A 26,593-nucleotide genomic window follows, 5' to 3' on the forward strand; every position below is an offset into this window, starting at 1 on the left:
CCAAGCCCAATTCGCAGCGGTAAGATGACAGAAACAGCTAAATTTCAGGTTCGTGGAAACCCAGCAAAATGAGGCGCGACATTTCCGTCCGGTTAACCACGACGTGGCCTCTCCGGAGAGGAAAGCTGGTGACAGTGCCGGGCTCATCGGCTAATTCGAGCCTCACAACGGCGATCGACCGAGACAATTCCAGCGACAGGTTCGGGAAACGACATGACGGTGCACTCCGGGATAATTGCTTCGTTCGACAAGATATCGACGCGCTATGCAGCGTTGCTGTGTGATGTGTGGGGCGTCGTGCACAATGGCGAGACACATTTTCCGGCAGCCGCCGCAGCACTGGAACAGGCACGCGCGGAAGGGCTTGCGGTGGTCATGATCACCAACTCGCCGCGGCTCAGCGCCGACGTGATTGCCCAGATGCGCCTCATCGGCGTGCCGGATGGCTGCTTCGACAAGGTGGTGAGTTCAGGCGACGTGACGCGCGACCTGATCGCTGAGGGACCGAGGAAAGTCTTCCATCTCGGACCCGACCGCGACGCCAACATCTATGACGGGCTCGACGTCGAACTGGTCGAGGAATTCGAGGCGCAAGCGATTGTCTGTACCGGACTGTTCGACGACGAGACGGAAACGCCGGAAGATTACAAGGATATGCTTTTCCGGCTCCGGTCCCGCAATCTGCCGTTCATCTGCGTCAATCCCGATATCGTGGTGGAGCGTGGAGAGCGCCTGATCTGGTGCGCCGGTGCGCTGGCACGCGACTACAGCCAGCTTGGCGGGCGCACCTTGATCGCCGGCAAGCCGCATGCGCCCATTTATCGGGCCGCGCTGAAAGCAGCGTCGCAGATTATCGGGCGTGATCTTGACCGCAGCGAGGTGCTGGCCATCGGGGATGGCATGATGACCGACATCAAGGGCGCGTCTGACAATGGGTTCGACGTGCTTTATGTCTCGGGCGGCATCCACGCCCGCGACTATGGCGATCCGTTGGCGCCTGACCCGAACCTGCTTGCCGCATTCCTTGGCAAACACGGCTACCGCCCCGTGGCGGTCATGCCGAGGCTTCGCTAGCACGGACATCGCCAGGATGTGTGTCCGCCTCCCGGGAAATCAACGGCTGCCCGAAAGCCTCAGGGGCGGCGTTGTGGCAATCGGCAATTTCGATGGTGTCCATCGCGGCCATCAGGCTGTGCTCGGCCGTGCGCTGGGGGAAGCTGAAAAGCTGGGCGTTCCGGCCTTGGTGCTGACCTTCGAGCCGCATCCGCGCAAGGTGTTCCGGCCGGACGAACCGCTATTTGTGCTGACGCCGCCGAAAATGAAGGCGAAACTGCTTGCCAAGCTGGGATTTGCCGCTGTTGTCGAGCAGGCGTTTACGCGCGAATTCGCGACGAAGTCGGCCGAAACCTTCGTGACGGCAATTCTGGAGGAGAACCTCGGCATCGGCCATGTCGTCACCGGTTTCAATTTTCATTTCGGCAAGGACCGGCAAGGTGGACCGGCCTATCTGATGGATGCCGGCAAGCGCTATGGTTTCGAGGTAACCTTGGTCGATGCGTTCCGAGACGAGGACGCAAGCATCGTCTCGTCGAGCCGCATCCGCTCGCTGCTGGCCGAAGGCGATGCCGTGCAGGCAGGCGGGCTGCTCGGCTATCGTTTTACCGTTCAGGGCGAAGTGATCGGAGGGCAGAAGCTTGGTCGCACACTCGGTTTCCCGACCGCCAACATGCGTCTGCCGGCTGATACGGCTTTGAAGGAAGGCATCTATGCGGTGCGCTTCCGAAGGGCCGATGGAACACTGCACGATGCGGTTGCAAGCTTCGGCCGTCGCCCGACCGTGGACGACAATGGGGCGCCGCTGCTTGAGACGTTTCTGTTCGATTTCTCGAGCGATCTCTATGGCGAGGTCTGCGACGTTCATTTCTTCGGCTATCTGCGCGGAGAGGAAAAATTCGACGGGCTCGAGGCGCTCGTCGCGCAGATGAAGCGCGACGAGGCCGAGGCGAGGGCGTTGTTGGCGGGCGTCAGGCCCTTATCGGAACTGGACGCCATGATCGCCTTTTGAGCAATGCGGCGCTATCTCTTCAGCGCCAGCCCGAAGGCGACGAAAGTCCATCCCTGGAAAAACAGGTCGACCGCAAGGAACAGGCCAAGAATCCACAGGCTGTTGACGGGCCAGCCCATGGCAATGACAAGCCCGGCGAGCATGGTGACCACGCCAGCCGTGATGATCCAGCCAGAGCCGCGTTGCTCGCGATGCTGGTAGCCAACCCAGGCCCTCAATGCTCCTGATGCCACCAGAGCGACTGCCAGCAGGAATGTGAGCACGGCCGAGGCAAGCAGGGGATTGTAAAAGGCAAAAAAGCCGGCGAACGCATAAAGCAGGCCGCTTGCCAGCCAGTAGAAGAAGCGCCCCCAGGTCTTGACGCCGAAAGCATGGACGATCTCGATAATGCCGGAGATCAGCATCAGCCATCCGACGAAATAAACCGAAGCCACCGTGGCGACGACAAGGTTGGCAAAGGCGATGCCGCCGAGAATGAGCAGGATGACGCCCAGCGCCACGAACCATCCCCACTTGTCGCGCGCCTCGCCAATGGCATTCTTGAGCCTGTCGTTCTGAAAAGTCATGTCGCCACTCCAGAGACGTTTCAAACCAGCAGCATTGAAACTAGCGCGTGCAGCTACGTCGGTCCAGCGCAGGAGGTTTAATTCGTCACCATGACAGAGTTGGTGCGCTGCGTGTTTAAATCAAATTTTACCGACCTTCGCGCAAGAGTTGTCCTGCTCCCATTGTCAGGCGTAACGGCGAGGCATGCATCCGATGAGAACAATTTCCGCGCTTGCGGCAGCAGTGCTGTTTGGTGTCACGACAAGCGCAACCGCTGGTGAAGGCCTTGGCGGGTGGCTGTCCGGCGATTGGTATTTGACACTCGGCGCAACAGGACTGGTCGCGCCGAATTTCGAAGGCGGCAAGAAATACCTTGTCAGCGCCACGCCGATCATTTCGCTTGGAAAGGCTGGCAGCGCGGTGCGCTTTTCCTCGCGCAACGACAACATCTCGCTGGCCTTGATCGACGACGGCAATGTGCGCGCCGGCCTGACCGGGAAGTTCCTTTGGGGTCGCGACAACGATGCCGATGAACTGCGTGGCCTCGATCCGGTACGCTGGGGAGGCGAGGTGGGCGGTTTCTTCGAAGTCTATCCGCTCGATTGGATGCGGTTGCGTGGTGAATTGCGACACGGTATCCGTTCCCACAGCGGTTTCGTTGCCGATATCGCCGCCGATGCGTTCTACGACGTCACGCCAGAAGTGCGCATCTCAGGCGGACCGCGCATATCGATCGCCTCATCCAAATACTTCGATGCCTACTACGGTGTCAGTGCAGCGGAATCCGTTGCCTCGACACTAAGCGAATACCATCCCGGTGGGGGCATCAAGTCCACGGGCGTAGGCGGGGCCATCACTTGGAAGGTCACCGATCCGATCACGGCCAGCCTGTTCGGCGAATATTCGCGCCTGGCGGGCCCGGCGGCCGATTCCAGTCTGGTGCAGGAACGTGGTTCTCGCGATCAGTTCACGATCGGCGTCTCGACCAGCTACCGTTTCGATTTCTCCATGTGATCCGGGTGGCCGATTTGACGGCCGCGACCCGCAGGCAGCACTTTATTCTTCGCCGATCATCAGGTAGAAGCGCCGCGATGACCCATCCAACGCGTCATATCGCGCTCGCGATACGAATTAGCAGCCCGGTGTTCCGGGCGGCCTGAGGTGCGCCTCAGCCGCCGGAGTCGCCGGGAATCGTGGCGCGTGCCTCTCGCGCTTTTTCCAGAACATGATAGGTCAACGCCCGAGGCCGGTTCCGGCCGGGCAATCCATATGGCGAACTGATGAACGACACCACGGAAACGATCGATTATTCAAAGACACTCTACCTGCCGCAGACGGAGTTTCCGATGCGCGCCGGGCTGCCGGAAAAGGAACCGCTGCTGGTCAAGCGCTGGCAGGAAATGGACCTTTACAAGCGGCTGCGCGCAGACGCGGCCGGACGCACCAAATATGTGCTGCATGACGGGCCGCCCTATGCCAATGGCAACATCCATATCGGGCACGCGCTGAACAAGATACTCAAGGACGTCATCACTCGTTCGTTCCAGATGCGCGGCTTCGATTCCAACTACGTGCCCGGCTGGGATTGCCATGGCCTGCCGATCGAGTGGAAGATCGAGGAACAGTACCGTGCCAAGGGCAAGAACAAGGACGAGGTGCCGGTCAACGAATTCCGCAAGGAATGCCGGGAGTTCGCCGCGCACTGGATCGGGGTGCAAGGCGCGGAGTTCCAGCGGCTTGGCGTCATCGGCGATTTTAAGAACCCCTACACGACGATGAATTTTCACGCCGAGGCGCGGATCGCGGGCGAGTTGCTGAAATTCGCCATGTCGGGGCAGCTTTATCGCGGCTCCAAGCCGGTTATGTGGTCCGTGGTCGAGCGCACCGCGCTGGCCGAAGCCGAAGTCGAGTACCAGGACTACGAGAGCGACACGATCTGGGTGAAATTCCCGGTCGCCCAATCCACCAATCTGGAAGGCGCCCATGTCGTCATCTGGACGACAACGCCGTGGACGATCCCCGGCAACCGGGCCGTGAATTTCTCGCCCCGGATAAACTACGGTCTCTATGAGGTAACCGCAGCCGAGAACGACTTCGGTCCGCGACCCGGTGAAAAATTGATCTTTGCCGACGCGCTGGCGGAAGAATCCGCTCTGAAAGCCAAGCTGACGATGAACCGCGTTCGCGGCGTGTCAGGGCAAGAACTTGAAGCTATTACGCTTTCTCATCCTTTCATGGGCTTCGGCGGCGGCTATCATTTCACTGTGCCGATGCTTCCCGGCGACCATGTTACCGACGATGCCGGCACCGGTTTCGTTCACACCGCCCCGGGTCACGGCCGTGAGGACTTCGACGCCTGGATGGACTCAGCGAAGGATCTGCGCGAGCGCGGTATCGACACCGCCATTCCGTTCACGGTGGACGACGCCGGGTTCCTGACCAAGGATGCGCCGGGTTTCGGGCCGGATCGAGAGGGTGGATCTGCTCGTGTCATCGATGACAATGGCAAGAAGGGTAATGCGAACCAGGCCGTCATCGACGAACTGATCAAGCGCAATGCGCTGTTTGCGCGGGGACGGTTCAAGCATTCCTATCCGCATAGCTGGCGCTCGAAGAAGCCGGTGATCTTCCGCAACACGCCGCAATGGTTCGTCCACATGGACAAGGAGCTTGGCGACGGCACCACGCTGCGCAGCCGTGCACTGGCCGCCATCGACGCCACGCGCTTCGTACCCGAGGCAGGGCAGACGCGCCTGCGCGCCATGATCGCGGAGCGCCCGGACTGGGTGTTGTCGCGCCAGCGCGCCTGGGGTGTGCCGATCGTCGTGTTTGCGGACATGGACGGCAATCTGCTGAAGGACGAGGCGGTCAATGCGCGCATCGTCGAGGCCTTCGAGGCGGAGGGCGCGGACGCCTGGTTTGCCGAAGGCGCGCGCGAGCGTTTTCTAGGCAGCCGGGCCAATGAGCCGTGGACGATGGTCAAGGACATCCTCGACGTCTGGTTCGATTCCGGCTCCACCCACACCTTCACGCTTGAGGATCGGCCGGACCTGAAATGGCCGGCTGACGTTTATCTCGAGGGTTCCGACCAGCATCGCGGCTGGTTCCATTCCTCGCTGCTGGAAAGCTGCGGCACCAGGGGCAGGGCGCCTTACGATACGGTCGTCACTCATGGTTTCACCATGGATGAGGAAGGCCGCAAGATGTCGAAGTCGCTCGGCAACACAGTTGTCCCGCAGGATGTGATGGCGAAGTCGGGTGCCGACATCCTGCGCCTTTGGGTGATGACGACCGACTATTGGGAAGACCAGCGGCTCGGCAAGAACGTGCTGCAGACCAACATCGACGCTTACCGCAAATTGCGGAACACCATCCGCTGGATGCTGGGCACGCTTGCGCACGACGAAGGCGAGGAAGTGCCGCTTGCCGAAATGCCGGAACTGGAGCGGCTGATGCTGCACAGGCTGGCCGAACTTGATGAAGTGGTGCGCTCCGGCTATGACGGCTTCGAGTTCAAGCGCGTTACGCGGGCGCTGCTCGATTTCATGGTGGTCGAGTTGTCGGCCTTCTACTTCGATATCCGCAAGGACGCGCTTTACTGCGAAGCGCCGTCGAGCACCAAGCGCAAGGCGTCGGTTCAGGTCGTGCGCCATCTGTTCGAATGCCTGGTGAAATGGCTGGCGCCGATGCTGCCGTTCACTACCGAGGAAGCGTGGCTCGATCGGCATCCCGAGGCGAAGTCGGTCCATCTGGAGCAGTTCCCGCAGGTGCCTTCCCAGTGGAAGGACGAGGCGCTGGCGGAGAAGTGGCGCAAGGTACGCCAGATGCGCCGTGTCATCACAGGGGCACTGGAGATTGCCCGGGCCGGCAAGGTCATCGGGTCGTCCCTGGAGGCTGTTCCAGTCGTCTATCTCGACAATTCCGCGCTGGAGCAGGAGATCGCCGGGATCGACATGGCCGAGATCAGCATCACCAGCGGGCTCGACTTTTCCTATGCGGGCGTGCCTGCCGGCGCGTTCACCCTTGATGACGTCAAGGGCGTGGCTGTGGTGGTGGAAAAGGCGGCCGATCGCGGCCTGAGCAAGTGCGCGCGCTCGTGGCGCTACACCGACGACGTCGGCAACGACAATGACTTCCCCGACGTCTCGGCGCGCGATGCTCTTGTGCTGCATGAACTGCAGGCGAGCGGCCGGATCTAGGGTCAGGAGATGCGCAGGACGGTAGCGCGCCAACGGTGCGCGTTGCTCTCCATGAAGGGTTCGGGTAAAGAACTGAAATTGCGGACGACAAATTGTCGCCGGATTCTCCGTTAGAACAGCGGTGCAAGATACGCCGGCATCGGCTGGCAGCGACCAAGGGGCCGTCCAGAGTGAAGTTTATAGGCATCACCGATAAACGCCATGCGCGCCTTGCATGGTTGGCGCCACTTGCTGTGTCGGGCCTCGCCCTTTCGGGCTGTATGTCTTCGCCGACCTACGGGACGGACAAGACGGCGATGGAGCAGCTTACCGAAGACGTGAGCGGAGCGATTTCGTTGAAGCCGCCGCCGCGGGAAAAGATCGATTACACGCCTCGGCCCACGCTTGTGAAGCCGGCTGCCGGCCAAAAAGGTACATTGCCGCCTCCGCAGGACAATATCGTGCAGACGGCGAGTGCGCAGTGGCCCGAGTCGCCAGAACAGCGGCGGGCGCGCATCCGCGCAACTGCGACTGCCAACCAGGACAATCCCCTGTTCGAGCCGGAAGTCATCAATGACGTGTCGGTGCAGAAGCCGTCAAACGGGCCTCGAGAGGGTGACGATGACTTCAATCCGGCAAGAGCGGCCTACACCAACAAATCGGCTCGGGAAGAAGTCAAGCGTCGGCTGATTGAAACCAAGCAGGGCAATCCGACCCAGCGCAAATTTCTGAGCGAGCCACCGTTGGACTATCGTGTCGCCGCCTCGACGGCTCCACAGAACGATATCGGCGAGGACGAGTACAAGAAAGAACGCCGGCTGAAGAGAGAGGCAAGCAAGGGTGGCGGTCTGTTTGGCTGGTGGCCCTGGTAAGGCCTTGGGTCAAATGTGACGGAGCGGTTTCGCGTCCGCTTTTTACGCTATGCCTGCCGCAATCCCAGGAAGAATTGCTTGAGCAGCGAGCCAGCCTCGACTTCGCCAAGCCCTGCATAAATGTCGGGCACGTGATGGCAGGTGGGTGAGGCGAAGAAGCGCACGCCGCTGACTATGGCACCGCCTTTTTCGTCCGTTGCCCCGAAGTAAAGCCGGCGCAGGCGTGCAAACGAAATTGCTGCGGCGCACATGGTGCAAGGTTCCAGCGTCACGTAAAGGTCGCATTCGCCTAACCGCTCGCTCGACAGCTTGCCGCACGCGTCGCGGATCGCCAGAAGCTCCGCATGGGCGGTGGGATCTGCAAGCTCGCGTGTACGGTTGCCCGCTTGTGCCACAACGATGCCGTTGAAGACGATAGCCGCGCCGACCGGCACTTCGCCGCGCTTGGCAGCGGCTTGTGCTTCCTCCAGTGCAATGGCCATGAAGTCCGGCCGCGTCATCGCGGTTCTACTCCCATTATGTCCTCGCAACCCGAGGGCTATCCTGTTATCTAGCCGCGCAAACGAGCAAACACCACATGAGTGACGACGACAAATTCAAGCGCAAGCCCGGCGCAAAGCCAGCCGGCTTCCGTAATCGCACGTCTGGCGACGTTAAATCTGGCAAGCCTGCTTTTGCGGGCCAGAAGAAACCTTTTGTCAAGCGATCCGATACGGCTGCTACAGGCGAGCGGCCAAAGCGCGATTTCAAGCGTGATGAGCGGCCACGCGACGGTGAGGCACGTGCGGAAGGACCCTTCCGCAAGGGTCCGCGTCCAGAAGGCAAGCCTTTCGAGAAACGCGACGGGCCGCGCAAACCATTCGTGCCGCGCCAACCCCGCCCCGAGGGCGGCGAACGCCCGCAGCGCGATTTCAAGCGCGACGACCGGCCCCGCGAGGGCGAAGCACGTGCAGAAAGACCGTTCCACAAAGGGCCTCGTCCGGAGGGCAGGCCCTTCGAGAAGCGCGACGGGCCGCGCAAGCCATTCATGCCGCGCCAACCCCGCCCCGAGGGCGGCGAACGCCCGCAACGCGATTTCAAGCGCGATGAGCGGCCACGCGACGGTGAGGCACGCGCGGAAAGACCGTTCCACAAAGGACCTCGTCCGGAGGGCAGGCCCTTCGAGAAGCGCGACGGACCACGCAAACCATTTGTGCCGCGCGAGAACCGGGCCCTTGGTGAAGGTGGTGAGCGAAGCGACAAGCGCTTTGCCCGCCCCAAACGCGACTTTGGTGGTGATCACAAGCCATCTGGCGGGTTCAAACCCAGACCTCGCGCGAGCGACGCTTCCGTGGAGACTGGCGAGCGCATTGCCAAGCGCCTGGCGCGGGCTGGTATCGCCTCGCGCCGCGACGCCGAGGAATTGATTGCGGCAGGCCGGGTCAAGGTCAACGGCAAGATACTGGAATCTCCGGCATTCAACGTTGCGCAGAACGATATCATCCACCTCGATGGCATGGAGATTCCGCCGATCGAGCGCACCCGTCTGTTCCTGTTCCACAAACCAGCCGGCGTGGTGACGACCAATCGCGATCCCGAAGGGCGCAAGACAGTGTTTGATGTGCTGCCTGCCGATTTGCCGCGGCTGATGACGATCGGCCGACTGGATATCAATACCGAAGGCCTGTTGCTGCTGACCAACGACGGTGGCCTGTCGCGTGTGCTGGAATTGCCCGCTACCGGCTGGCTGCGGCGTTACCGGGTTCGCGTCCATGGTAAAGTGGAAGAAAAAGCGCTGGCGAGCCTGAAGGAAGGCATTGCCGTAGACGGCGTGTTCTACGGCGCCGTGGAAGCCAGCCTGGACCGGGAGCAAGGCACCAATGCCTGGCTGACGATCGGCTTGCGCGAGGGCAAGAATCGCGAGGTTCGGAACATTCTCGGCGCACTCGGCCTCGACGTTACGCGGCTGATCCGCATTTCCTACGGGCCGTTCCAGCTGAACGAACTGCCGGAAGGCCATGTTCTGGAAATCAAGGGACGTATGCTGCGCGACCAACTGGGCGAGCGCCTGATCGAAGAATCCGGTGCCAATTTCGAAGCCGACATCGTCAAGCCGTTCTCCAACCAGCCGGTGCGGCGCGTCGAGCCGCGGGCGGAAGAAACCCCGCGCCCAAGGCCGGCGCGCTCCGAAATCGGCGAGGGAGGCCTGATCAAGCGGCGTAAATTCCGTGAGAACAGCCGCGACGAAGCGTTGGGCAAACTGTCGACGCGTCCAAAACGTGATTTCGGCGAGCGTGGAGGAAAGCCGGAGCGTGACGGATTCGGCGGTAAGCCGGGGTTCAAGAAAGCCGATCGCGACAAGCCGCCGCTCGATCCGCCTGGACAGCGCAAGGCCAATGTTTGGATGGCGCCTGGCGCTCGCCCGCCGGGCAAGGGCCGGGAAGCGGAAAAGGCAGAGGCCGATACCCGCAGGCCCGGCAGATCCGGCCCAGGCAGGTCGAGGGACGATCGTCCACACGGCAATACGCGTAGCGACCGGCCAGACCGGAACGGTGGCGGAGACAGGCCCTTCCACAAGGGCCCGGGCAAAGGCCCGAAGGCGCGCTAGATGCGAATCGTCGGAGGGGACCTTCGCGGCCGCCCACTGGCCACGCCGCACTCTAACGCCATCCGCCCGACCTCGGACCGGACACGTGAAGCCGTGTTCAATGTGCTGGCGCACCGCTTTTCCGACAGGCTTGAGGGTGCAAGGGTGCTGGATCTTTTTGCCGGCACCGGTGCGCTGGGGTTGGAAGCGCTCTCGCGCGGCGCCGTCTATGCCGTGTTCATCGAGGAATCGGCCGAAGGGCGCGGCCTGATCCGCACCAATGTCGAAGCCTTCGGTCTAACTGGACGCACGAAGATATTCCGGCGCGATGCCACCGGTCCTGGAGACGCCGGAACGTTGGCACCGTTCAACCTGGTCTTCGCCGACCCACCTTACGGCAAAGGCCTGGGTGAACGAGCGCTTCGCGGTGCCAAGCAAGGCGGCTGGTTGGCGGCGAACGCGCTGTGCGTGGTGGAAGAGGCCGCGTCGGCATCTTTTGATCCGGGTCCGGATTTCTCTGTCGTTGACGAGCGCAACTATGGCGAGACGGTCATCCGTTTCATCGAGGCCGCCTGACTTTAGCCGCCTTCGACGGTCAGATGACGAACAATTCACTTTTGTCGTCATATCTGCCCGCCTATCGTCCTTGGCATGATCACCGGAGCCAGCAATGAAACCTGACGCCCATTGGCTGCGCCGGACCGTATTGACACTGGCGGTCGTCGCCATATCGGTCGCACCAACTGCCGCGGAAACAGCGTCGAGCGAATGGAAAGTTACGGATTTCCTGCTTAGCAACGGTATGGAAGTGGTCATCATCCCGGATCGGCGTGCGCCGATCGTCACTCATATGGTGTGGTACAAGGTCGGCAGCGCCGACGAACTGCCCGGCAAGTCCGGCATTGCCCACTTCTTCGAGCACCTGATGTTCAAGGCCACCACCAGCCATGCAACCGGCGAGTTCGACCGTGCGGTGGCGGCCATCGGCGGCAGCAACAACGCCTTCACCTCCTACGACTACACGGCCTTTCATGAGACAGTGGCGCCCGAAGCCCTCGAGCAGATGATGGGGTTCGAAGCCGACCGTATGCGCAACCTGATCCTCAACGACGAGGTGATCGCGACGGAGCGCGATGTGGTGCTCGAAGAACGCCGCTCACGCGTCGACAGCAATCCCGACGCGCTGTTGGAGGAAGAGGTCAGCGCTACGCTTTACCAGAATCAGCCTTATCGGATTCCGGTCATCGGTTGGATGCAGGAAATTGAAAAACTGAATAAGACAGACGCAAAGCTATTCTACGACCGCTATTACACACCGAACAATGCCGTTCTGGTGGTAGCCGGCGACGTGGAACCCGACGCGGTCAAAGCGATGGCCGAACGCACCTACGGCAAGGTGGCGCGCGGGCCGGACCTGCCACCGCGCTTGCGACCGGTCGAGCCGGAACAAAACACCATGCGTGCTGTAACGCTGACCGACGCGCGGGTGAATGTGCCAAGCTTTTCGACTCAGTGGGTGGTGCCTTCATACAACACCGCCAAGCCTGGCGAAGCGGAAGCGCTGGACCTTTTGGCCGAGATTCTCGGCGGTGGTTCGCGTAGCCGGCTTTACCAGGAGTTGGTGGTCAAGAAGGGGATTGCCGCCAGCGCCGGTGCTTCTTTTGCCGGAACGATGCTGGATGACACGAGTTTCTCGGTCTATGGCGCGCCGCGCGGTGATGCCTCGCTCGATCAGGTAGAAGAAGCGGTGAAAGCCGAGGTGGTGCGCATCGCTCGCGACGGGGTGTCGGCGGACGAACTGGAGAAGGCCAAGAATCGCTTTGTGCGCTCGATGATCTTCGCACGCGACCGGCAGTCGAGCATGGCCAATATCTACGGCAGTACACTTGCCACCGGCGGAACGGTCGAAGATGTCGAGAAATGGCCCGAACGCATCCGCAAGGCTACTGCGGAGGACGTAAGGGCAGCGGCGCGCTATCTGGTACCGGACCATGCGACGACGGGATATTTGTTACCTGAAGCGCAGACGGGGAACTGAGTTGATGACTTATCTCAGACTTGCCCGGAAACGGTTGATTTTCCCTTCGATTGTTCTTTTCCTGTCGGCGTTTTTCCTCATCCTGCCAACGCTGACCGCGCGTGCGGCGGTGACGATCCAGGAAGTGAAGTCCGAAAAAGGGATCACCGCATGGCTGGTGGAAGATTATTCGGTCCCTATCATCGCGCTGCGTTTCGTTTTCGACGGCGGTAGCACTCAAGATCCTGACGGCAAGGAAGGCCTCGCCAACCTGATGACCGGCCTGTTCGACGAGGGAGCGGGCGATCTTGACAGCGACGCTTTCCAGGAACGGCTCGACGACGCGGGCGCCGAGATGCGGATTTCAGAAGGCCGCGACGGCATATCGGGTGCCATGCGCATGTTGGCGGAGCAGAAGGACGAGGCGCTGGACCTGTTGCGGTTAGCCATCGAGAAACCGCGCTTCGACCAGGCGCCGATAGACCGCATACGCGGGCAGATACTGGCCGGCATCACCGCCGGCGAGCGCGATCCTAACACGGCAGCGGAGACCGAATGGCGGCGTGCCGTTTATGGCAGTCATCCCTACTCGCGGCCGAGCGAGGGTACCAAGAAAAGTCTGGCAACGATTACCGCAGACGATCTCAGGGCTTTTCACAAGGCGACCTTCGCCCGAAGCGGCCTGCATATCGCCGTTGTCGGAGCAATAGACGCAAAAACCTTGCAACGTGAACTGGATCAGCTTTTCGGGGGGCTCCCGGAAAAGCAGTCCCTGGAGCAGGTGCTCGATGCGGACCTGAAACTCGGTCAGCAATTGCAGGTGACCTACGATCTGCCGCAAACTTCCATCCAGATGGCGTTTCCGGGTGTAAAGCGATCGGCGCCGGAATTCTACGCGGCGACCTTGATGAACGAGATACTTGGCGGCGGCACCTTCACCTCGCGCTTGTTCGAGGAAGTGCGGGAAAAGCGCGGCCTTGCTTATTCCATCGATTCAGGGCTCTCCAACCTGGAGCATGCCTCGTCGCTGATCGTGACGACCGCCACCCGAGCGGATCGGGCTATTGAAACGCTGGCAGTGGTGCGCGATGCGATCAAGCACACGGCCGACGAAGGGCCGACGGAGGCTGAACTCGCGGCAGCCAAGAAATATCTTGTCGGCGCCTATGCCATCAACAATCTGGATTCATCGGGCGCGATTGCCAGCACGCTGATAGGCTTGCAGCTAAACGGGCTGGGAATCGACTACATGGATCGCAGGGCGGGGTTGATCGATAGCGTCACACTGGACGAGGTGAAGGCGGTGGCGAAGAGGCTGCTTTCGGTGGAGCCGGCGGTCATGGTGGTCGGACCCGCACTTACCGATGGGAGCAAGGGGTGACCCCGACTTTCGGCATAGCCTTCGGCGGCGGCGGCGCACGCGGTCTGGCGCATATCCATGTCATCGAGGCGCTTGACGAACTGGGCGTCCGGCCCGTCGCCATCGCCGGCTCGTCCATAGGCGCCATCATGGGAGCAGGCATGGCCGCCGGCATGTCCGGAAAGGAAATCCACGATCATACCCGCTCCATCCTGTCGCGACGTGCGGAAATCGCAAGCCGCATGTGGAAGGCGCGTCCCGGTAGTCTGGCGGAAGTTATGAAGGGCGGGCTGCATGTCAGTCAGTTCAATGTCGAGCGTATCTTGAAGGCCTTTCTTCCAGAAGCAGTACCTGAAACCTTTGCCGATCTGAAAATACCGCTGAAGGTGACGGCAACGGATTTCTTCGGCCACAAGCTTGCCGTGTTCAGCGAAGGAGATCTCTATTCGGCGCTGGCCGCATCGGCGGCGATCCCTGCTGTATTCCGGCCGGTGGTTCGTGACGGGCGTGTGCTGATCGATGGTGGTATCTACAGCCCCGTACCTTTCGATCTGATCGAGCACGATGCTGACATCATCATCGCCGTCGATGTCGTGGGAGCGCCGACGGAAGCGGAGCGCAAGCGGCCAAGTTCCGTTGACCTGATGTTCGGCGCCACACAACTGATGATGCAGTCGATCATCGCCAACAAGCTCAGCCAATGCCGGCCGGACATCCTGATCAGGCCGCCGGTTTCACGCTTTCGCGTACTCGATTTCATGAAGATCGAGAGCGTGATGACTGAAACCGCATCCGTGAAGGGCGAAGTGAAGCGTGCAGTCGAGGCAGCACTCAAGGCCCACTACGAGCCTCACAAACATTGAGGAAGTAATCGTCGCAATTCAGTGCGCGAAGACCTGTTCCAGCGACCGGAAGCCCTTGAATTCCAACGCATTGCCGGAAGGATCGCGGATGAAAAGCGTGGCCTGCTCGCCGGGCTCGCCTTTGAAGCGGATCATCGGTCTTTCCAGCCAATCGATGTCATCGCGTGCTTCAAGCCGTTCGGCAAGCTTTCTCCACTCGTCCATCAAGAGGACGGCGCCAAAATGCGGAATCGGAACGACGACACCGTCGACCTGGCCATCGCGCGCGGCAGTCGAGGCCTGCGGCCGCAGATGTGCGGACATCTGATGCCCGAAAAGGTCGAAATCGACCCAGGTCGTGGAGGAGCGGCCGATGGCACAGCCCAGCACGTCACGGTAGAAGGCGCGGGTTTCTTCAAGGTCGCGAACGGGGAAGGCGAGATGGAACGGTGTCATTAGCAAGTCTCCGCAAGCGTCACGATGACCATATTTCCGCCAGTTTAGCGTCGAGGCCGGCCAACCGCTACCAAGCGATCGTCTTTCTTCCCATTGCACAAGCAAGGCCGGAACAATAGATGGTGCGATAGGCGATCCACGCTTACGTGGATCGAGTCACGGGATTTGAATATGGCCAATTCGATCGACGCGGGCAAATTGACGGATCGCGTCGCAGCACTGGTCGAGGCAGCCAGGCGGGCAGGGGCGGACGCGGCGGACGCCGTGGCCGTGGTAGGCCGTTCCAAGGGTGTTTCTGTCCGACTGGGCAAGGTGGAGAGCACGGAAGCTTCGGAGAGCGAGGACGTTTCGCTGCGGGTGTTCGTCGGTAAGCGGCTGGCAAGCGTTTCGGCAACGGCCGGGTCAGATCCGAAAGCGTTGGCGGAGCGCGCCGTTGCCATGGCGAGGGTTTCGCCGGAAGATTCTTTTCAGGGGCTTGCCGACCAGGCGCTACTGGTAAAGACGCCCCGCGACCTTGACCTGTTCGATGCGACCGAGGTTTCCGCCGAACGGCTCAAGGAGGATGCGCTGGCGGCGGAAGAGGCCGCACTTGCAGTCAAGGGAATAACCAATTCTTCCGGCAGCGGCGCCAGCGCCGGGTTTGGCGGTTTGGTTCTTGCCACGTCAAACGGCTTCGTCGGTCAATATGTCGCCACGCGCTTTTCGCGCTCCGCCAGCGTCATAGCGGGCGAGGGCACCGGTATGGAACGCGACTACGACTATTCCTCACGCCAGCATTTCGCCGATCTAGATACGCCGCAGGACATTGGCCGGAAAGCAGGCGAGCGAGCGGTGAAGCGCCTCGGTGCGCGAAAGGCGGCAACCGGGCCGGTCACGGTCGTGTTCGATCCGCGCGTGGCGCGGGGCATAGCCGGGCATCTGGCCGGCGCGATCAATGGTGCATCGGTGGCGCGCAAGACCAGTTTCCTGCGTGACATGATGGGCAAGCAGGTGGCGTCGGCATCCATCACCGTATCGGACGAGCCGCTACGCCGGCGCGGCCAGGCGTCGAGACCTTTCGACGGCGAAGGGGTCGAGGGCGAGAAACTGCTGATGGTCGAAAAGGGCATGCTGAACCACTGGTTCCTGTCTACATCGGCGGCCCGGGAACTCGGCCTGACAACCAACGGACGCGGCTCCCGCAATGGATCGTCGGTGTCGCCGTCATCCACCAATCTCGCCATTGAGGCGGGAGAACGGTCGCCGGAGGATTTGATCGGGGACCTGAAGTCTGGTTTCTACGTCACGGAGGTGTTCGGCCAGGGCGTCAACATGGTGACGGGTGAATACAGCCGTGGCGCGTCGGGCTTCTGGATCGAAAACGGTGAACTCGCCTATCCCGTCTCGGAAGTGACCATCGCCTCCAATCTGAAGACCATGTTCCTCAATCTGGTTCCAGCCAACGATCTCGATCGCAATTTCGGCACGGCGGCCCCGACACTGTTGATTGAAGGAATGACCCTTGCCGGGAGTTGACGAAGCCGGCCTTGCTACGGCCCAGGAAGATCTTGCGCTCTTGCGCGACGCCGCGCGTGAGGCTGGCGCCATCGCCATGCGTTATTTCGGCAAAAGTCCCGAAGTATGGATGAAAGGCGGAACCTCGCCGGTGAGTGAGGCCGATTATGCGGCCGATGCCTATCTTCGTGAAACGTTGTTGAAGGCGCGGCCGGACTATGGCTGGCTCTCCGAGGAAACAGCCGACGATCTTTCCCGGCTGAAGGCACGCCGTACCTTTGTCGTGGATCCGATCGACGGCACGCGTGCCTTTCTGGCAGGCAATGCCACATGGTGTGTCAGTGTTGCCGTGGTGGAGCGGGGCCGGTCGTTGGCGGGCGTTCTCGATTGCCCGGCGAAACAGGAAACCTACTGGGCTGTTTCAGGATCTGGCGCGTTTTGCAATGGCAGCCGCATCGCTGTTCGGCTAACCAGACCGGAACCGGAAGTGGCGGGACCGAAGGCGCTCGTTGATCAGCTGCCGGTCGGTTTGCTGGAACGGTTACGGCGGGTGGCCCATGTTCCGTCGCTCGCCTACCGGCTTGCCATGATTGCGGCCGGTACCATCGATGCGAGCTTCGTGAAACCGAATTCGCACGACTGGGACATTGCCGCCGCAGCACTGATCCTGAGCGAAGCCGGTGGCGAAGTGCGTGATAGCAGCGGGCATGCGCCATTATTCGCCCGCGAAAAGATCAGACATGGCTCCCTTGCTGCCGGCAGCGGTGAATTGCTTGGCGCCCTGTCGTCCGTCATAGCCGAGCCGAATACGCTGTAGGCATATTCGCAGGTTTAAATGTTAGCAGGTTTGGATTAGACCAAGCGCCAATCTTTCAAGTTTCAAAGGACAAACATGAGCGGTAGTGACGGAAAGCAGCAACTTCTGCATCTGGTGTTCGGCGGAGAGCTGACCGAATTGGGCGGGACGGAGTTTCGCGACCTCGATGCGCTCGATGTCGTCGGTATCTATCCTGATTACCAATCCGCCGCGGCGGCCTGGAAAGCCAAGGCGCAGGCCAGCGTCGACAATGCGCATATGCGCTACTTCGTAGTGCACCTGCACCGGCTGTTGGAACCGCAAAACAAGGCTGACGCTTGACAACGGAGCAGGAAATCGCGCCGTCGCGGGCCAAGAACTCCGTGACAGGCCCAAAGCGAAACAGGCCGCTCAAGAAGGCATGGCGGACGATTCGTCAGCCTTTGGCCGAGTCGCGCTTCGCCAAGGGTGCGATTGCCAGCCTGTTTGCTCAAGTGCTGCGTTTCATCCGCCTGACCAATCTGCCGGCCAAAGGGTCCGCTTCGATCTCGGGGGGCGAATACAAAACCCTTGAGCCAGGCATCATCGCCCTGTGGCATGGCCAGCACATTCTCGCGCCGGTATTTTATCCGAAGGGCCGCCCGTTGGTCGCCATGGTATCGCGCAGCGCCGATGCCGAACTCAATGCACTGGTCGTCGAGAAATTCGGCATCGAAGCCGTGCGTGGCTCAGGCGGGCGTGACAATGCCCGCCATCTCGACAAGGGCGGGGCCAAGGCTTTGATTGCGCTGAAGAAGGCGCTGGTCGCAGGCAAGAATGTCGCCATGATCGCCGATATCCCGCACGGCACGCCGCGCGATGCCGGTCTGGGCATTGTGCTGCTGGCGAGGTTGTCCGGCCGGCCGATCCTGCCCACCGCCATCACCACCAGTCGACGCAAGGTGCTGGAACGAAGCTGGGACAAGACCACCATCAATCTGCCCTTCGGCCGGTCTTCGGTTGTTGTCGGCGAACCGGTATTCGTACCCAACGATGCCGACGAGGCAGAAATGGAACGCAAGCGCCAGGAAGTTACGGATTCGCTCAACGCGGCCACTGCCAAGGCCTACCAACTGGTGGGCTCCGCCGAATGAGCGAACGCACCGCGCGAATGATGTTGTCGGCATACCGCTACGTCGGCGCTGCCGCCTATCCGCTCATCGGGCCCTACGTGGCCTGGCGCGCCTCCAAAGGCAAGGAGGACCGCAGCCGCAGCCGCGAGCGCTATGGGGTTGCCGGCCGCGAGCGCCCGGACGGGCCGCTTATCTGGGTGCATGCCGCAAGCGTTGGCGAAACCATCGCGGTCGTACCGCTGGTGCAGAACATTCTGGGCTACGGCGTCCATGTCGTGCTGACCACAGGCACCGTCACGTCCGCCAAGGTGGTGCAGGAGCGATTGCCGGATCGCGTCATCCATCAATATGTACCACTCGACCTGAAGCCCGCAGTCAGCCGCTTCCTCGACCATTGGCAACCGGACCTGGCAATTATTGCCGAATCCGAAATCTGGCCGATGACGATCCTCGAACTCGGTGCCCGGCGGGTACCGCAAGTTCTCGTCAATGGCCGTATGTCGGATCGTTCGTTTGCCTCGTGGAAGAAGCGCGCGAGCCTGGCTGAGGCACTATTCGAGAACCTGGCTCATGTTGTTGCCCAGTCCGAAGTCGACGGAGAGCGATTCAGGGCGCTGGGCGCACGACCGGTCACCGTATCGGGCAATCTCAAGGTCGACACCGCGCCCCCGCCCGCCGATGAAACGGCGCTGCACGCGTTAAAAAGCCAGATCGACGGGCGCCCGACATGGGCCGCCATCTCGACCCATGACGGCGAAGAAGCGATGGCTGCCGAGGTTCATGCTGCCTTGCATGCGCGCCATCGCGGTCTGCTAACGATCATTGTGCCACGCCATCCGGAACGGGCCGAGGCACTTGTCACTCAACTGGAGGGCATGGGCCTCAAGGTGGCGCGCCGGAGCCTTGGCGAAAAAATTTCTCCCGACACCGATATCCTGCTTGGCGATACGATCGGCGAGATGGGGCTCTATCTGAGACTGACCGAGATCGCCTTTGTCGGGCGCTCGCTGACATCGACAGGCGGCCAGAATCCGTTGGAGCCTGCCATGCTGGATACAGCAGTTCTGGCAGGGCGAAATGTTCAGAATTTCCGCGACTCCTACCAAAAGTTGATTGAGAGCGGCGGCGCCAAGCTGGTGCGGGACCGCAACATGCTCGCCGGCGCCGTCAACTACCTGCTGAGCAACGAAGTCGCCCGCCACGACATGATGACGGCGGCGGCGGCAACGGTTGAAGAAATGCGCGGTGCGCTTGCAGCGACGATGAAAGCTCTGGAACCCTATATCCAACCTCTCGTTGTGAAGGCGCGGCTTTGGCGCGCGGGTAGTCAGTAGGATGGCGAGCGAAGCGCCGCCGTTCTGGTGGGAGAAGCCGGACTGGCGCGCCTTTGCGCTGTCGCCGCTGTCTTTTACCTATGGTTTCGTCGCCGGCCGACGCATGCACACGGCGAAAAGGGAGAAGATTGCGGCTCCCGTGCTCTGCGTCGGCAATTTCACCGTCGGCGGGACCGGCAAGACGCCGGTGTCCATAGCATTGGCCCGGCACGCGAAACGCATGCAATTGAAGCCGGGCATTCTTTCGCGCGGCCATGGTGGTGGTTTTTCCAGCTCGCACATCGTCGATCCACAACACGATAGCGCCAAGCACGTTGGCGACGAGCCGCTGCTTCTGGCCGAGCATGCGCCAGTTGTTGTGACGCCCAATCGTGCAGTCGGAGCGCGGCTGCTGATCGAAAAGCACGGCTGTGATTTCCTTATCATGGATGACGGCTTTCAGAGCGCGCGCATCCATATCGACTATGCGCTCGTAGTGGTCGACGCCCGTTATGGGCTTGGCAACGGCAGGGTCATCCCGGCAGGGCCATTGCGGGCCAGAGTGGTCGACCAACTGGTGTACACGAGTGCGTTGCTGAAAATGGGAGAAGGGACGGCTGCCGATGGAGTCGTGCGCCAGGCGGCGCGTGCCGGCAAGCCCATTTTCGAGGCCCGCACGCGACCCCGCGGCAGGAAAGCGTTCGCCGGAAAGCGGTTCCTGGCCTTCGCCGGCATAGGCCACCCGGACAAGTTCTTCGACACGGTTGCCGAAACCGGCGGAACCGTGGTGCTGTCGCGCTCCTTTCCGGATCACCATGTCTATGGCGAGGATGAACTTGCGGAGTTGTTGAAGACCGCCCGTGCCAACGACGTGCGCCTGATAACGACAGCCAAGGATGCCGCACGGCTTCGCCATGGGGCTGCGCCGGGTGAATTCCTTGAGATGCTGGACGTTCTGGAGATCGACACAGTGTTCGAACAGGAAGACGCGCCGGTCCGTGTCATCAACGAGACGCTGGAAGCTTGGCGGTTGCGTCGACTCAAGGGCTGAAATCCTTTACCGCCGGCTACGCCACTCCGGGTGCATTTCCAGTGCGCGGTTGAAGGAAATTATGGCGCTGACGTAAGGCTCTTGCCGCTCGACGCTCCAATATTTCAGTTCGTCGAGGGGGATGCTTTCGCCGGTAACGGCGCAGCGCACGAACGCGCCGGGGCTCGTCACCTGGAAATCGCCATCAAGGTAACGGATGCGGGCTTCCCGGCTGCCGGGGCCTTCAAAGCGGTTCATCATGTGAGGGCACCAAGCTTCATGTGCATGTCATCGCCACAAATTGGCATCGAGGTCAAGCTTCAACGGTTGGTATGGCTGAGTGATCGGCCGCGAGGAAAGCATCGATACGCTGGGCATCGGTCCCGGCTTCAGCGCCGATGCGGCGTGCCAGTTCTATAGCCGCGGCGCGAGGCCGCCCCAATGGTCGATCCAGCCAATAGGAAACGGGATTGAGAACGCGGCGTTCATCCACGGCCACGATACGTCCGCTTTCCAACTGCTGTACCGTGAGGGGCGGGCGGGCGAGTGCGACCCCAAGGCCATTGGCCGCGGCGTCCAGTACGAGGTTGTAGTCCTCGAAACGGCGGTCCTGTGGCCGTGGCCGATAATCGATCCCCTGTGCGGCAAACCATGCGCGCCACGCAGAGGCATCCGAATCGTGGACCAGCGGAAATTTAAGGAACCTGGCTGCGTCGCCTTTGCCGATTTCCGCCGCAAGGGCAGGCGAGGCGATGGGAAAGCAATGTTCTTCAAACAGTTGCAGCGAGACGCGGCCGGGGATACGCCCGCGCCCGCAGCGAATCGACAAGTCGATGCCCTCGTCGGCAAGGTCCGCCTGGCGGATATCGACGTCGAGAACGATGCGCAGACGCGGTTCACGGCTCTCCAGCGCCAAAAGGCGCGGCATCAGCCAAAGTCCGCTGATCGATGGTATCGAAGTGAGACGTACGACAGCCGCGCCCCGAGGCTCGACCCAGCGGTCCGAAGTGTCGGCTATCAGAGCGAAGGCCTCGCTGGTACGAATGTGCAATCGCTGACCTTCGAGGGTGAGGGAAACGCCACGTGCACCGCGTTCGAACAGCTTCAGGCCAAGCCAGCCTTCCAGTTTGGCGATCTGACGACTGACGGCGCCGTGCGTGATGTTCAGTTTGTCGGCTGCGTTTGAAAAGCTTCCGGTACGCGCGGCCGCGTCGAAGGCGCGCAGGGTTTCCAGCGGCAGCATGGCGTTCAAGCTGTGATCCATAGTCACAGCTCATCCTCGATTTGTTCGTTTGTCAATGTACGTAAACAGGTGCTCTTTAGATGCTGCTAGAATCGAACAGGAATTGGCATGAATTCGGTGGCCGACACACAAGACTCCCGGCGGGCCATGGATGCAGCGGCAGGAATTGCCGTTGCTGTCACAGTGGTCGGCTGGGCATCGGCGTTTCCAGCGATTCGAGCAGGGTTGGAAGCATTCGGTCCGCTGGAACTTGGCGCGCTGCGCTTTGCCATCGCAGCCGTGCCTGCCGCTCTCTATCTTGCGATCACGCGCCCGACCTTTCCGAAGCCCAGCGAATTGTGGCGCTTCGCCTTCGGCGGCATTGTGTTCGTGGCGCTTTATACGGCCATGCTCAACGTTGGCGAGCAGACCGTATCGGCGGGTGCGGCGAGTTTCATCATCAATGTCAGTCCGATCTTTACCGCGATTATGGCAATGATGATTTTGGGCGAGCGTTTCTCTGTCGTTGCCTGGGGTGGCACCTTCTTGTCGTTCGCGGGTATCGGCATCATCGCGATAGGGGAGAGTAACGGACTCCAATTCAACACGGGCACGCTGCTGGTGCTAGGGGCCGCACTATGTTCCGCCACCAACACCATTGTCCAGAAGCCATTGTTTTCTCATCATAACCCTCTCGGCGTTGCGGCGTGGAACATGGTGCTTGGCGCCCTGTGCCTGCTGCCTTTCCTGCCCAATGGGGTTGCCGAAATGCAGGTTGCTGACACGGCTGGGTTGGGCGCGGTCATCTACCTCGGCATCGTGCCCAGTCTGATCGCCTATGCCGCATGGGCAATCGCACTGTCTCGCCTGCCAGCTGCCCGAGCCACGAATTTTCTCTATTGCGTCTCCCCGGTGGCAACGCTGATCGGTTTCTTCTGGCTCGGGGAAGTGCCGACATTGCTCGGCATCATTGGAGGTGTCTTGGCCCTGGGCGGCGTGGCCGTTGTCAATCTGAAGCGATAGAATGCCAGAACCTCTGGCCGTATTCAGCGCCGGCCGAACAGCCGCTCTATATCGGCAAGCTTAAGCTCGATATAAGTCGGACGGCCATGGTTGCAGGTACCGGAACCCGGCGTCGCTTCCATTTGGCGCAACAGCGCGTTCATCTCGTCAGGTTTCAGCAAACGGCCCGAGCGCACCGAGCCGTGGCAAGCCATGGTCGCGGCGATGTGGTGCAGGCGCTCCTTAAGGGTCTCGGTTGTATCGTTGTCGGCGATCTCATCGGCAAGGTCGCGCACCAATTTCTGCGTATCGACTTCTCCCAGCATGGCAGGGGTTTCACGCACGGCCACGGCGCCGGGGCCAAAACGCTCGAGACGCAAGCCGAAGCAGGCGAGCGTTTCGCTGTGCAGTGCAAGGCGCTCCGCGTCATCTTCCGGCAGATCGACGATCTCCGGCAAAAGCAGCATTTGCGAAGGCAGGGCGCGCGAATAGAGTGCGTTCTTCAAGGCTTCGTAGACGAGCCGCTCATGCGCCGCATGCTGGTCGACGATAACCAGCGAATCGTTGGTTTGCGCCACGATATAGTTTTGATGCACCTGCGCCCGGGCAGCGCCGAGTTGAGTGCCGAGCAGGGCTTCCGGTGCTTCGTTTTGGCCAGCGCGGCTGTCGGCGCTGAGCATTGCATCGGCATCGAAGCCAGATTGCGGGCTTTCGCCAAAGCCGTTGCGGAAGTCCATATCGAGCGGCCGCTGTGACGAACGTGCAGGGTCGTACCCTGTTGCCGATGAGCGGGACGTTGCATCGTAGCTTCGGTGAGCATTCGATGGGCCGCCGCGATCATAGGAGCCGAATCCGGGTCGAAACGCTGCCATCATGCCGGCAGCTCCCGTCGTTGCGGCGCGGATGCCGGCGGCACCCAGACCTTCGCGGATGGCGCCAACGATGAGGCCGCGCACGAGACCAGGATCGCGAAAACGCACATCGGCCTTGGCCGGGTGTACGTTGACATCGACGGTGGCTGGATCGAGCGTCAGAAACAGCACCGCGACGGCATGCCGGTCGCGCGGCAAGACATCGACAAAAGCCCCGCGGATGGCCCCGGCAATCAGTTTGTCACGAACGGGACGGCCGTTAACATAGGCGTATTGCTGCAATGCGTTGGCCCGCGTGAACGAGGGAATCGAGACGTGACCCTGCAACCGAACGCCTTCGCGCTCGGCATCGATGGCAATCGAGTTCTGCGGAAAATCAGCGCCCATCACCTGTGCTATGCGCCGCAGACGCCCGTCGGGGCTGCCGTCAGCGGCGGCAAGCTCCAGCGTCGAGCGGTCAGTACCGGCGAGCGTAAAGCGTACGGAGGGAAAGGCAATGGAAATGCGTTTGACGACATCGCTGGTGGCGGCGGTTTCGGCTCGTTCGCCTTTCATGAATTTCAGCCGGGCAGGGGTAGCGAAAAACAGATCCCTTACCTCGACGGTCGTGCCACGATTGGCCGCAGCCGGCCTGACGGGCGAGACACGTCCGCCATCGATGCCAATTTCTGCAGCATTGTCGCTGGTTGCGGTGCGCGACCGGATCGACAGGCGCGCCACCGAGCCGATCGAGGGCAAGGCCTCGCCACGGAAGCCAAGCGAGCGGATGTCGTGAATATCGTCAGAGAGCTTTGAGGTGCAGTGGCGCGCCACCGCCAGCCCCAGTTCCCGTTCTGAAATGCCGGCGCCATCGTCCGTCACGCGGATCAGGTTCAGCCCGCCGCCGGCGGTGACGATCTCGACACGCGAGGCATGGGCATCGAGTGCGTTCTCGACCAGTTCCTTGACCACGCTGGCGGGACGCTCGATCACCTCGCCGGCCGCGATCTGGTTGATCATCGTTTCGGATAGCTGGTGGATTGGCATGGCGTCACACTAGCCGGATTCTACCGGGTGATGAAAGCGATTCAGGGCTCGCCTGGAAGTCAATCCCGCACCTTTTGTTCCGTAGGCCCGTTCGGCGGGGCAATGCTCTCGAATTCAGCGCACGAATGGCTGGCAGACTGGAAATCCCACATAAGAAAAGCTCATGGCAATCATCATGATTTTCCAACGTTACAAGCCACTTGCATCTGTTAGCATGACGACAGGGTATCCACAGGATCGACCTTGTCATGAACGTTCCAACCGTAACGGAAACGACATCCGAGCAGCCCGCACGACGCGAGCGCGGCGGCCGCAGTGCCCGCAGGGAGATGCGTTCGCATGGCTCGCAAGGCCATGGCCGGCCCTACATCGTCCGCAACATACCGACCTACGATATCCTGTCGGAGGAAAACCTGCTCCGCATCGAGCAAACCGCCGACCGTATCCTGGCGGAGATCGGCATTGAATTCCGCGATGATCCGGCGACACTCGATCACTGGAAGCGGGCGGGCGCGACAATCGACGGCGCGCTGGTCAGGTTTGAGCCCGGCATGCTGCGCGAAATCCTCAAGACCGCGCCGGCAAGCTTTACGCAGCACGCACGCAATCCGGCGAATTCGGTCGAAATCGGCGGCAAGAGCGTGGTGTTTTCGCCAGCCTATGGCTCGCCCTTCGTCATGGATCTCGACAAGGGCCGCCGCTACGGCACTATCGAGGATTTCCGGAATTTCGTGAAACTGGCGCAGTCGTCACCATGGCTGCACCATTCGGGCGGGACCATCTGCGAGCCGGTCGATGTGCCAGTCAACAAGCGCCACCTCGATATGATCTATGCCCATATCAAATACTCCGACCGCGCCTTCATGGGCTCGGTGACGGCGGAAAACAGGGCGGAAGAGTCCATAGAGATGGCGCGCATCGTCTTCGGGCGCGATTTCGTCGACCAGAATTGCGTCATTCTTGGCAACGTCAACGTCAATTCGCCGCTGGTCTGGGACGCGACCATGACGACGGCGCTGCGGGCCTATGCGCGCGCCAACCAGGCGGCAGTGATCGTGCCGTTCATTCTCGGCGGCGCAATGGGTCCGGTAACAAATGCAGGAGCCATTGCCCAGTCGCTGGCCGAGACGATGGCCGGTTGCGCATTGACGCAGTTGGAACGGTCCGGAGCACCGGTGATCTTCGGCAATTTCCTGTCGTCGATGTCTCTGCGCTCGGGTTCGCCGACCTTCGGGACGCCGGAACCGGCCATCGGCTCGATGGTGGTGGGGCAACTGGCGCGCAGGCTAAACCTGCCGCTTCGGTGCTCAGGCAATTTCACCACCTCGAAGCTACCGGACGCACACGCGATGAACGAAGGCACGATGTCGATGCTGGCGGCAGTCCATTGCGGCGCCAACTTCATCCTGCATTCGGCCGGCTTCCTCGACGGGCTGTTGTCCATGTCCTATGAGAAGTTCGTCATGGATGCCGATTTCTGTGGGGCGCTGCACACCTATCTCGACGGGGTAAAGATCGACGATAACCAGCTTGCCCTCGGCGCTTTTCGCGAAGTGGGGCCAGGCAGTCACTTCTTTGGCAGTGCGCATACGCTCGCCAATTACGAGACCGCATTCTGGGATTCGGAAATCGCCGACAATGACCCGTTTGAGAAATGGGAAGCGGCGGGATCGGAGGATGCTGCCATCCGTGCCAACCGTCGCTGGAAGAAAGCGCTGGCCGATTATCAGCCGCCGCCTCTCGATCAAGCTGTTGACGATGCGCTAAAAGACTTTGTTGGCCGCAAAAAAGCCGAGATACAAGACGCGTGGTACTAAAGGTGTC

25 protein-coding genes are annotated in these 26,593 nt (G+C 61.2%); 18 read left to right on the forward strand and 7 right to left on the reverse strand.

Annotated features, from left to right (window positions below):
• The first annotated feature begins 213 nt into the window (after positions 1-213).
• On the forward strand, positions 214-1,074 hold the full coding sequence (locus ASD64_RS03450) for a TIGR01459 family HAD-type hydrolase (protein WP_056100743.1): 861 nt from the start codon (positions 214-216) through the stop codon (positions 1,072-1,074).
• Between the two features lie 16 nt (positions 1,075-1,090).
• A complete protein-coding gene (locus tag ASD64_RS03455; RefSeq protein WP_056100747.1) occupies positions 1,091-2,065 on the forward strand; it encodes a bifunctional riboflavin kinase/FAD synthetase in 975 nt (324 codons plus the stop codon).
• A gap of 11 nt (positions 2,066-2,076) precedes the next feature.
• Here the strand turns inward: ASD64_RS03455 and ASD64_RS03460 are convergent, their stop codons facing one another.
• Complete coding sequence (locus tag ASD64_RS03460; RefSeq protein WP_056100750.1) at positions 2,077-2,631, reverse strand: HdeD family acid-resistance protein; 555 nt, start codon at positions 2,629-2,631, stop codon at positions 2,077-2,079.
• Between the two features lie 193 nt (positions 2,632-2,824).
• Between ASD64_RS03460 and ASD64_RS03465 the strand changes: the two genes are divergently transcribed.
• The 3 genes from ASD64_RS03465 to ASD64_RS03475 all read left to right on the forward strand — a co-directional run bounded on the left by ASD64_RS03465 (position 2,825) and on the right by ASD64_RS03475 (position 7,661).
• Entirely contained in the window at positions 2,825-3,625 is an 801-nt protein-coding gene (locus ASD64_RS03465) for a MipA/OmpV family protein (RefSeq protein WP_413813570.1), read from the forward strand.
• 266 nt (positions 3,626-3,891) lie between these two features.
• Positions 3,892-6,810: an isoleucine--tRNA ligase gene (gene ileS / locus ASD64_RS03470; RefSeq protein WP_056100755.1), complete on the forward strand. Its 2,919-nt coding sequence runs from the start codon at positions 3,892-3,894 to the stop codon at positions 6,808-6,810.
• A 170-nt stretch (positions 6,811-6,980) separates the two neighbouring features.
• Positions 6,981-7,661: a hypothetical protein gene (locus ASD64_RS03475; RefSeq protein ID WP_244480702.1), complete on the forward strand. Its 681-nt coding sequence runs from the start codon at positions 6,981-6,983 to the stop codon at positions 7,659-7,661.
• A 47-nt stretch (positions 7,662-7,708) separates the two neighbouring features.
• Here ASD64_RS03475 and ASD64_RS03480 read toward each other — a convergent pair whose 3' ends face one another.
• Together ASD64_RS03480 and ASD64_RS21570 are read right to left on the reverse strand one after the other, a co-directional pair.
• On the reverse strand, positions 7,709-8,161 hold the full coding sequence (locus ASD64_RS03480; protein WP_056100758.1) for a nucleoside deaminase: 453 nt from the start codon (positions 8,159-8,161) through the stop codon (positions 7,709-7,711).
• A 50-nt stretch (positions 8,162-8,211) separates the two neighbouring features.
• Entirely contained in the window at positions 8,212-8,943 is a 732-nt protein-coding gene (locus ASD64_RS21570; RefSeq protein ID WP_244480710.1) for a hypothetical protein, read from the reverse strand.
• Here ASD64_RS21570 and ASD64_RS03485 point away from each other — a divergent pair.
• From ASD64_RS03485 to ASD64_RS03505, 5 genes are all read left to right on the forward strand, one after another.
• Positions 8,854-10,248, forward strand: a complete 1,395-nt coding sequence (locus ASD64_RS03485; RefSeq protein ID WP_244480707.1) for a pseudouridine synthase — start codon at positions 8,854-8,856, stop codon at positions 10,246-10,248. The two genes, ASD64_RS21570 and ASD64_RS03485, sit on opposite strands and share 90 nt — an antisense overlap.
• Positions 10,249-10,803, forward strand: coding sequence for a 16S rRNA (guanine(966)-N(2))-methyltransferase RsmD (gene rsmD, locus ASD64_RS03490; protein ID WP_056100765.1), 555 nt, complete (start codon positions 10,249-10,251; stop codon positions 10,801-10,803).
• A gap of 94 nt (positions 10,804-10,897) precedes the next feature.
• Positions 10,898-12,265, forward strand: coding sequence for a M16 family metallopeptidase (locus ASD64_RS03495; protein WP_056100767.1), 1,368 nt, complete (start codon positions 10,898-10,900; stop codon positions 12,263-12,265).
• Positions 12,266-12,269: 4 nt separating this feature from the next.
• Positions 12,270-13,625: a M16 family metallopeptidase gene (locus ASD64_RS03500; RefSeq protein ID WP_056101490.1), complete on the forward strand. Its 1,356-nt coding sequence runs from the start codon at positions 12,270-12,272 to the stop codon at positions 13,623-13,625.
• Complete coding sequence (locus ASD64_RS03505; protein ID WP_056100769.1) at positions 13,622-14,467, forward strand: patatin-like phospholipase family protein; 846 nt, start codon at positions 13,622-13,624, stop codon at positions 14,465-14,467. The genes ASD64_RS03500 and ASD64_RS03505 overlap by 4 nt, the downstream gene beginning before the upstream one ends.
• Before the next feature lie 18 nt (positions 14,468-14,485).
• Here ASD64_RS03505 and ASD64_RS03510 read toward each other — a convergent pair whose 3' ends face one another.
• Positions 14,486-14,902, reverse strand: a complete 417-nt coding sequence (locus tag ASD64_RS03510; RefSeq protein ID WP_056100772.1) for a VOC family protein — start codon at positions 14,900-14,902, stop codon at positions 14,486-14,488.
• 171 nt (positions 14,903-15,073) lie between these two features.
• Between ASD64_RS03510 and ASD64_RS03515 the strand changes: the two genes are divergently transcribed.
• The 6 genes from ASD64_RS03515 to lpxK all read left to right on the forward strand — a co-directional run bounded on the left by ASD64_RS03515 (position 15,074) and on the right by lpxK (position 20,668).
• The gene (locus tag ASD64_RS03515; protein WP_056100775.1) at positions 15,074-16,417 is read left to right on the forward strand and encodes a TldD/PmbA family protein; all 1,344 of its coding nucleotides are present in this window, start codon (positions 15,074-15,076) and stop codon (positions 16,415-16,417) included.
• Positions 16,404-17,213: a 3'(2'),5'-bisphosphate nucleotidase CysQ gene (locus tag ASD64_RS03520; RefSeq protein ID WP_056100778.1), complete on the forward strand. Its 810-nt coding sequence runs from the start codon at positions 16,404-16,406 to the stop codon at positions 17,211-17,213. Before ASD64_RS03515 ends, ASD64_RS03520 begins: the two co-directional genes overlap by 14 nt.
• Positions 17,214-17,288: 75 nt before the next feature.
• A complete protein-coding gene (locus ASD64_RS03525; protein ID WP_056100781.1) occupies positions 17,289-17,534 on the forward strand; it encodes a DUF4170 domain-containing protein in 246 nt (81 codons plus the stop codon).
• Positions 17,535-17,548: 14 nt separating this feature from the next.
• Positions 17,549-18,325, forward strand: a complete 777-nt coding sequence (locus ASD64_RS03530) for a lysophospholipid acyltransferase family protein (protein WP_162249053.1) — start codon at positions 17,549-17,551, stop codon at positions 18,323-18,325.
• A complete protein-coding gene (gene waaA, locus ASD64_RS03535; protein WP_056100787.1) occupies positions 18,322-19,638 on the forward strand; it encodes a lipid IV(A) 3-deoxy-D-manno-octulosonic acid transferase in 1,317 nt (438 codons plus the stop codon). Before ASD64_RS03530 ends, waaA begins: the two co-directional genes overlap by 4 nt.
• Position 19,639: 1 nt before the next feature.
• A complete protein-coding gene (gene lpxK, locus ASD64_RS03540) occupies positions 19,640-20,668 on the forward strand; it encodes a tetraacyldisaccharide 4'-kinase (protein ID WP_056100790.1) in 1,029 nt (342 codons plus the stop codon).
• 6 nt (positions 20,669-20,674) lie between these two features.
• Here the strand turns inward: lpxK and ASD64_RS03545 are convergent, their stop codons facing one another.
• Together ASD64_RS03545 and ASD64_RS03550 are read right to left on the reverse strand one after the other, a co-directional pair.
• Entirely contained in the window at positions 20,675-20,908 is a 234-nt protein-coding gene (locus ASD64_RS03545) for a DUF2093 domain-containing protein (RefSeq protein WP_056100792.1), read from the reverse strand.
• A gap of 52 nt (positions 20,909-20,960) precedes the next feature.
• A complete protein-coding gene (locus ASD64_RS03550) occupies positions 20,961-21,911 on the reverse strand; it encodes a LysR family transcriptional regulator (protein ID WP_156459992.1) in 951 nt (316 codons plus the stop codon).
• 87 nt (positions 21,912-21,998) lie between these two features.
• On the opposite strand from ASD64_RS03550, the gene ASD64_RS03555 reads away from it, so the two are divergent.
• Positions 21,999-22,892 (forward strand): DMT family transporter, encoded by an 894-nt coding sequence (locus tag ASD64_RS03555; protein ID WP_056100795.1) that lies wholly within the window; start codon positions 21,999-22,001, stop codon positions 22,890-22,892.
• A 23-nt stretch (positions 22,893-22,915) separates the two neighbouring features.
• On the opposite strand, the gene mutL is transcribed toward ASD64_RS03555, so the two are convergent.
• Positions 22,916-24,769 carry a DNA mismatch repair endonuclease MutL gene (mutL, locus tag ASD64_RS03560; RefSeq protein WP_056100798.1) on the reverse strand — a complete coding sequence of 618 codons (1,854 nt, stop codon included), beginning with the start codon at positions 24,767-24,769 and terminating at the stop codon, positions 22,916-22,918.
• A 248-nt stretch (positions 24,770-25,017) separates the two neighbouring features.
• Here mutL and ASD64_RS03565 point away from each other — a divergent pair, with 248 nt between their 5' ends.
• Positions 25,018-26,586 carry a trimethylamine methyltransferase family protein gene (locus ASD64_RS03565; protein WP_056100800.1) on the forward strand — a complete coding sequence of 523 codons (1,569 nt, stop codon included), beginning with the start codon at positions 25,018-25,020 and terminating at the stop codon, positions 26,584-26,586.
• The last annotated feature ends 7 nt before the right edge of the window (positions 26,587-26,593 follow it).

The organism is Mesorhizobium sp. Root157 (genome assembly GCF_001427385.1).
In the GTDB taxonomy this organism is placed as follows: domain Bacteria; phylum Pseudomonadota; class Alphaproteobacteria; order Rhizobiales; family Rhizobiaceae; genus Mesorhizobium.

Coding starts and splice junctions, on each gene's coding strand:
- ASD64_RS03450 (WP_056100743.1), top strand. CDS start 214: ATGACGGTGCACTCCGGGATAATTGCTTCGTTCGACAAGATATCGACG.
- ASD64_RS03455 (WP_056100747.1), top strand. CDS start 1,091: ATGTGTGTCCGCCTCCCGGGAAATCAACGGCTGCCCGAAAGCCTCAGG.
- ASD64_RS03460 (WP_056100750.1), bottom strand. CDS start 2,631: ATGACTTTTCAGAACGACAGGCTCAAGAATGCCATTGGCGAGGCGCGC.
- ASD64_RS03465 (WP_413813570.1), top strand. CDS start 2,825: ATGAGAACAATTTCCGCGCTTGCGGCAGCAGTGCTGTTTGGTGTCACG.
- ileS (WP_056100755.1), top strand. CDS start 3,892: ATGAACGACACCACGGAAACGATCGATTATTCAAAGACACTCTACCTG.
- ASD64_RS03480 (WP_056100758.1), bottom strand. CDS start 8,161: ATGACGCGGCCGGACTTCATGGCCATTGCACTGGAGGAAGCACAAGCC.
- rsmD (WP_056100765.1), top strand. CDS start 10,249: ATGCGAATCGTCGGAGGGGACCTTCGCGGCCGCCCACTGGCCACGCCG.
- ASD64_RS03495 (WP_056100767.1), top strand. CDS start 10,898: ATGAAACCTGACGCCCATTGGCTGCGCCGGACCGTATTGACACTGGCG.
- ASD64_RS03500 (WP_056101490.1), top strand. CDS start 12,270: ATGACTTATCTCAGACTTGCCCGGAAACGGTTGATTTTCCCTTCGATT.
- ASD64_RS03510 (WP_056100772.1), bottom strand. CDS start 14,902: ATGACACCGTTCCATCTCGCCTTCCCCGTTCGCGACCTTGAAGAAACC.
- ASD64_RS03515 (WP_056100775.1), top strand. CDS start 15,074: ATGGCCAATTCGATCGACGCGGGCAAATTGACGGATCGCGTCGCAGCA.
- ASD64_RS03525 (WP_056100781.1), top strand. CDS start 17,289: ATGAGCGGTAGTGACGGAAAGCAGCAACTTCTGCATCTGGTGTTCGGC.
- waaA (WP_056100787.1), top strand. CDS start 18,322: ATGAGCGAACGCACCGCGCGAATGATGTTGTCGGCATACCGCTACGTC.
- lpxK (WP_056100790.1), top strand. CDS start 19,640: ATGGCGAGCGAAGCGCCGCCGTTCTGGTGGGAGAAGCCGGACTGGCGC.
- ASD64_RS03545 (WP_056100792.1), bottom strand. CDS start 20,908: ATGATGAACCGCTTTGAAGGCCCCGGCAGCCGGGAAGCCCGCATCCGT.
- ASD64_RS03550 (WP_156459992.1), bottom strand. CDS start 21,911: ATGGATCACAGCTTGAACGCCATGCTGCCGCTGGAAACCCTGCGCGCC.
- ASD64_RS03555 (WP_056100795.1), top strand. CDS start 21,999: ATGAATTCGGTGGCCGACACACAAGACTCCCGGCGGGCCATGGATGCA.
- mutL (WP_056100798.1), bottom strand. CDS start 24,769: ATGCCAATCCACCAGCTATCCGAAACGATGATCAACCAGATCGCGGCC.
- ASD64_RS03565 (WP_056100800.1), top strand. CDS start 25,018: ATGAACGTTCCAACCGTAACGGAAACGACATCCGAGCAGCCCGCACGA.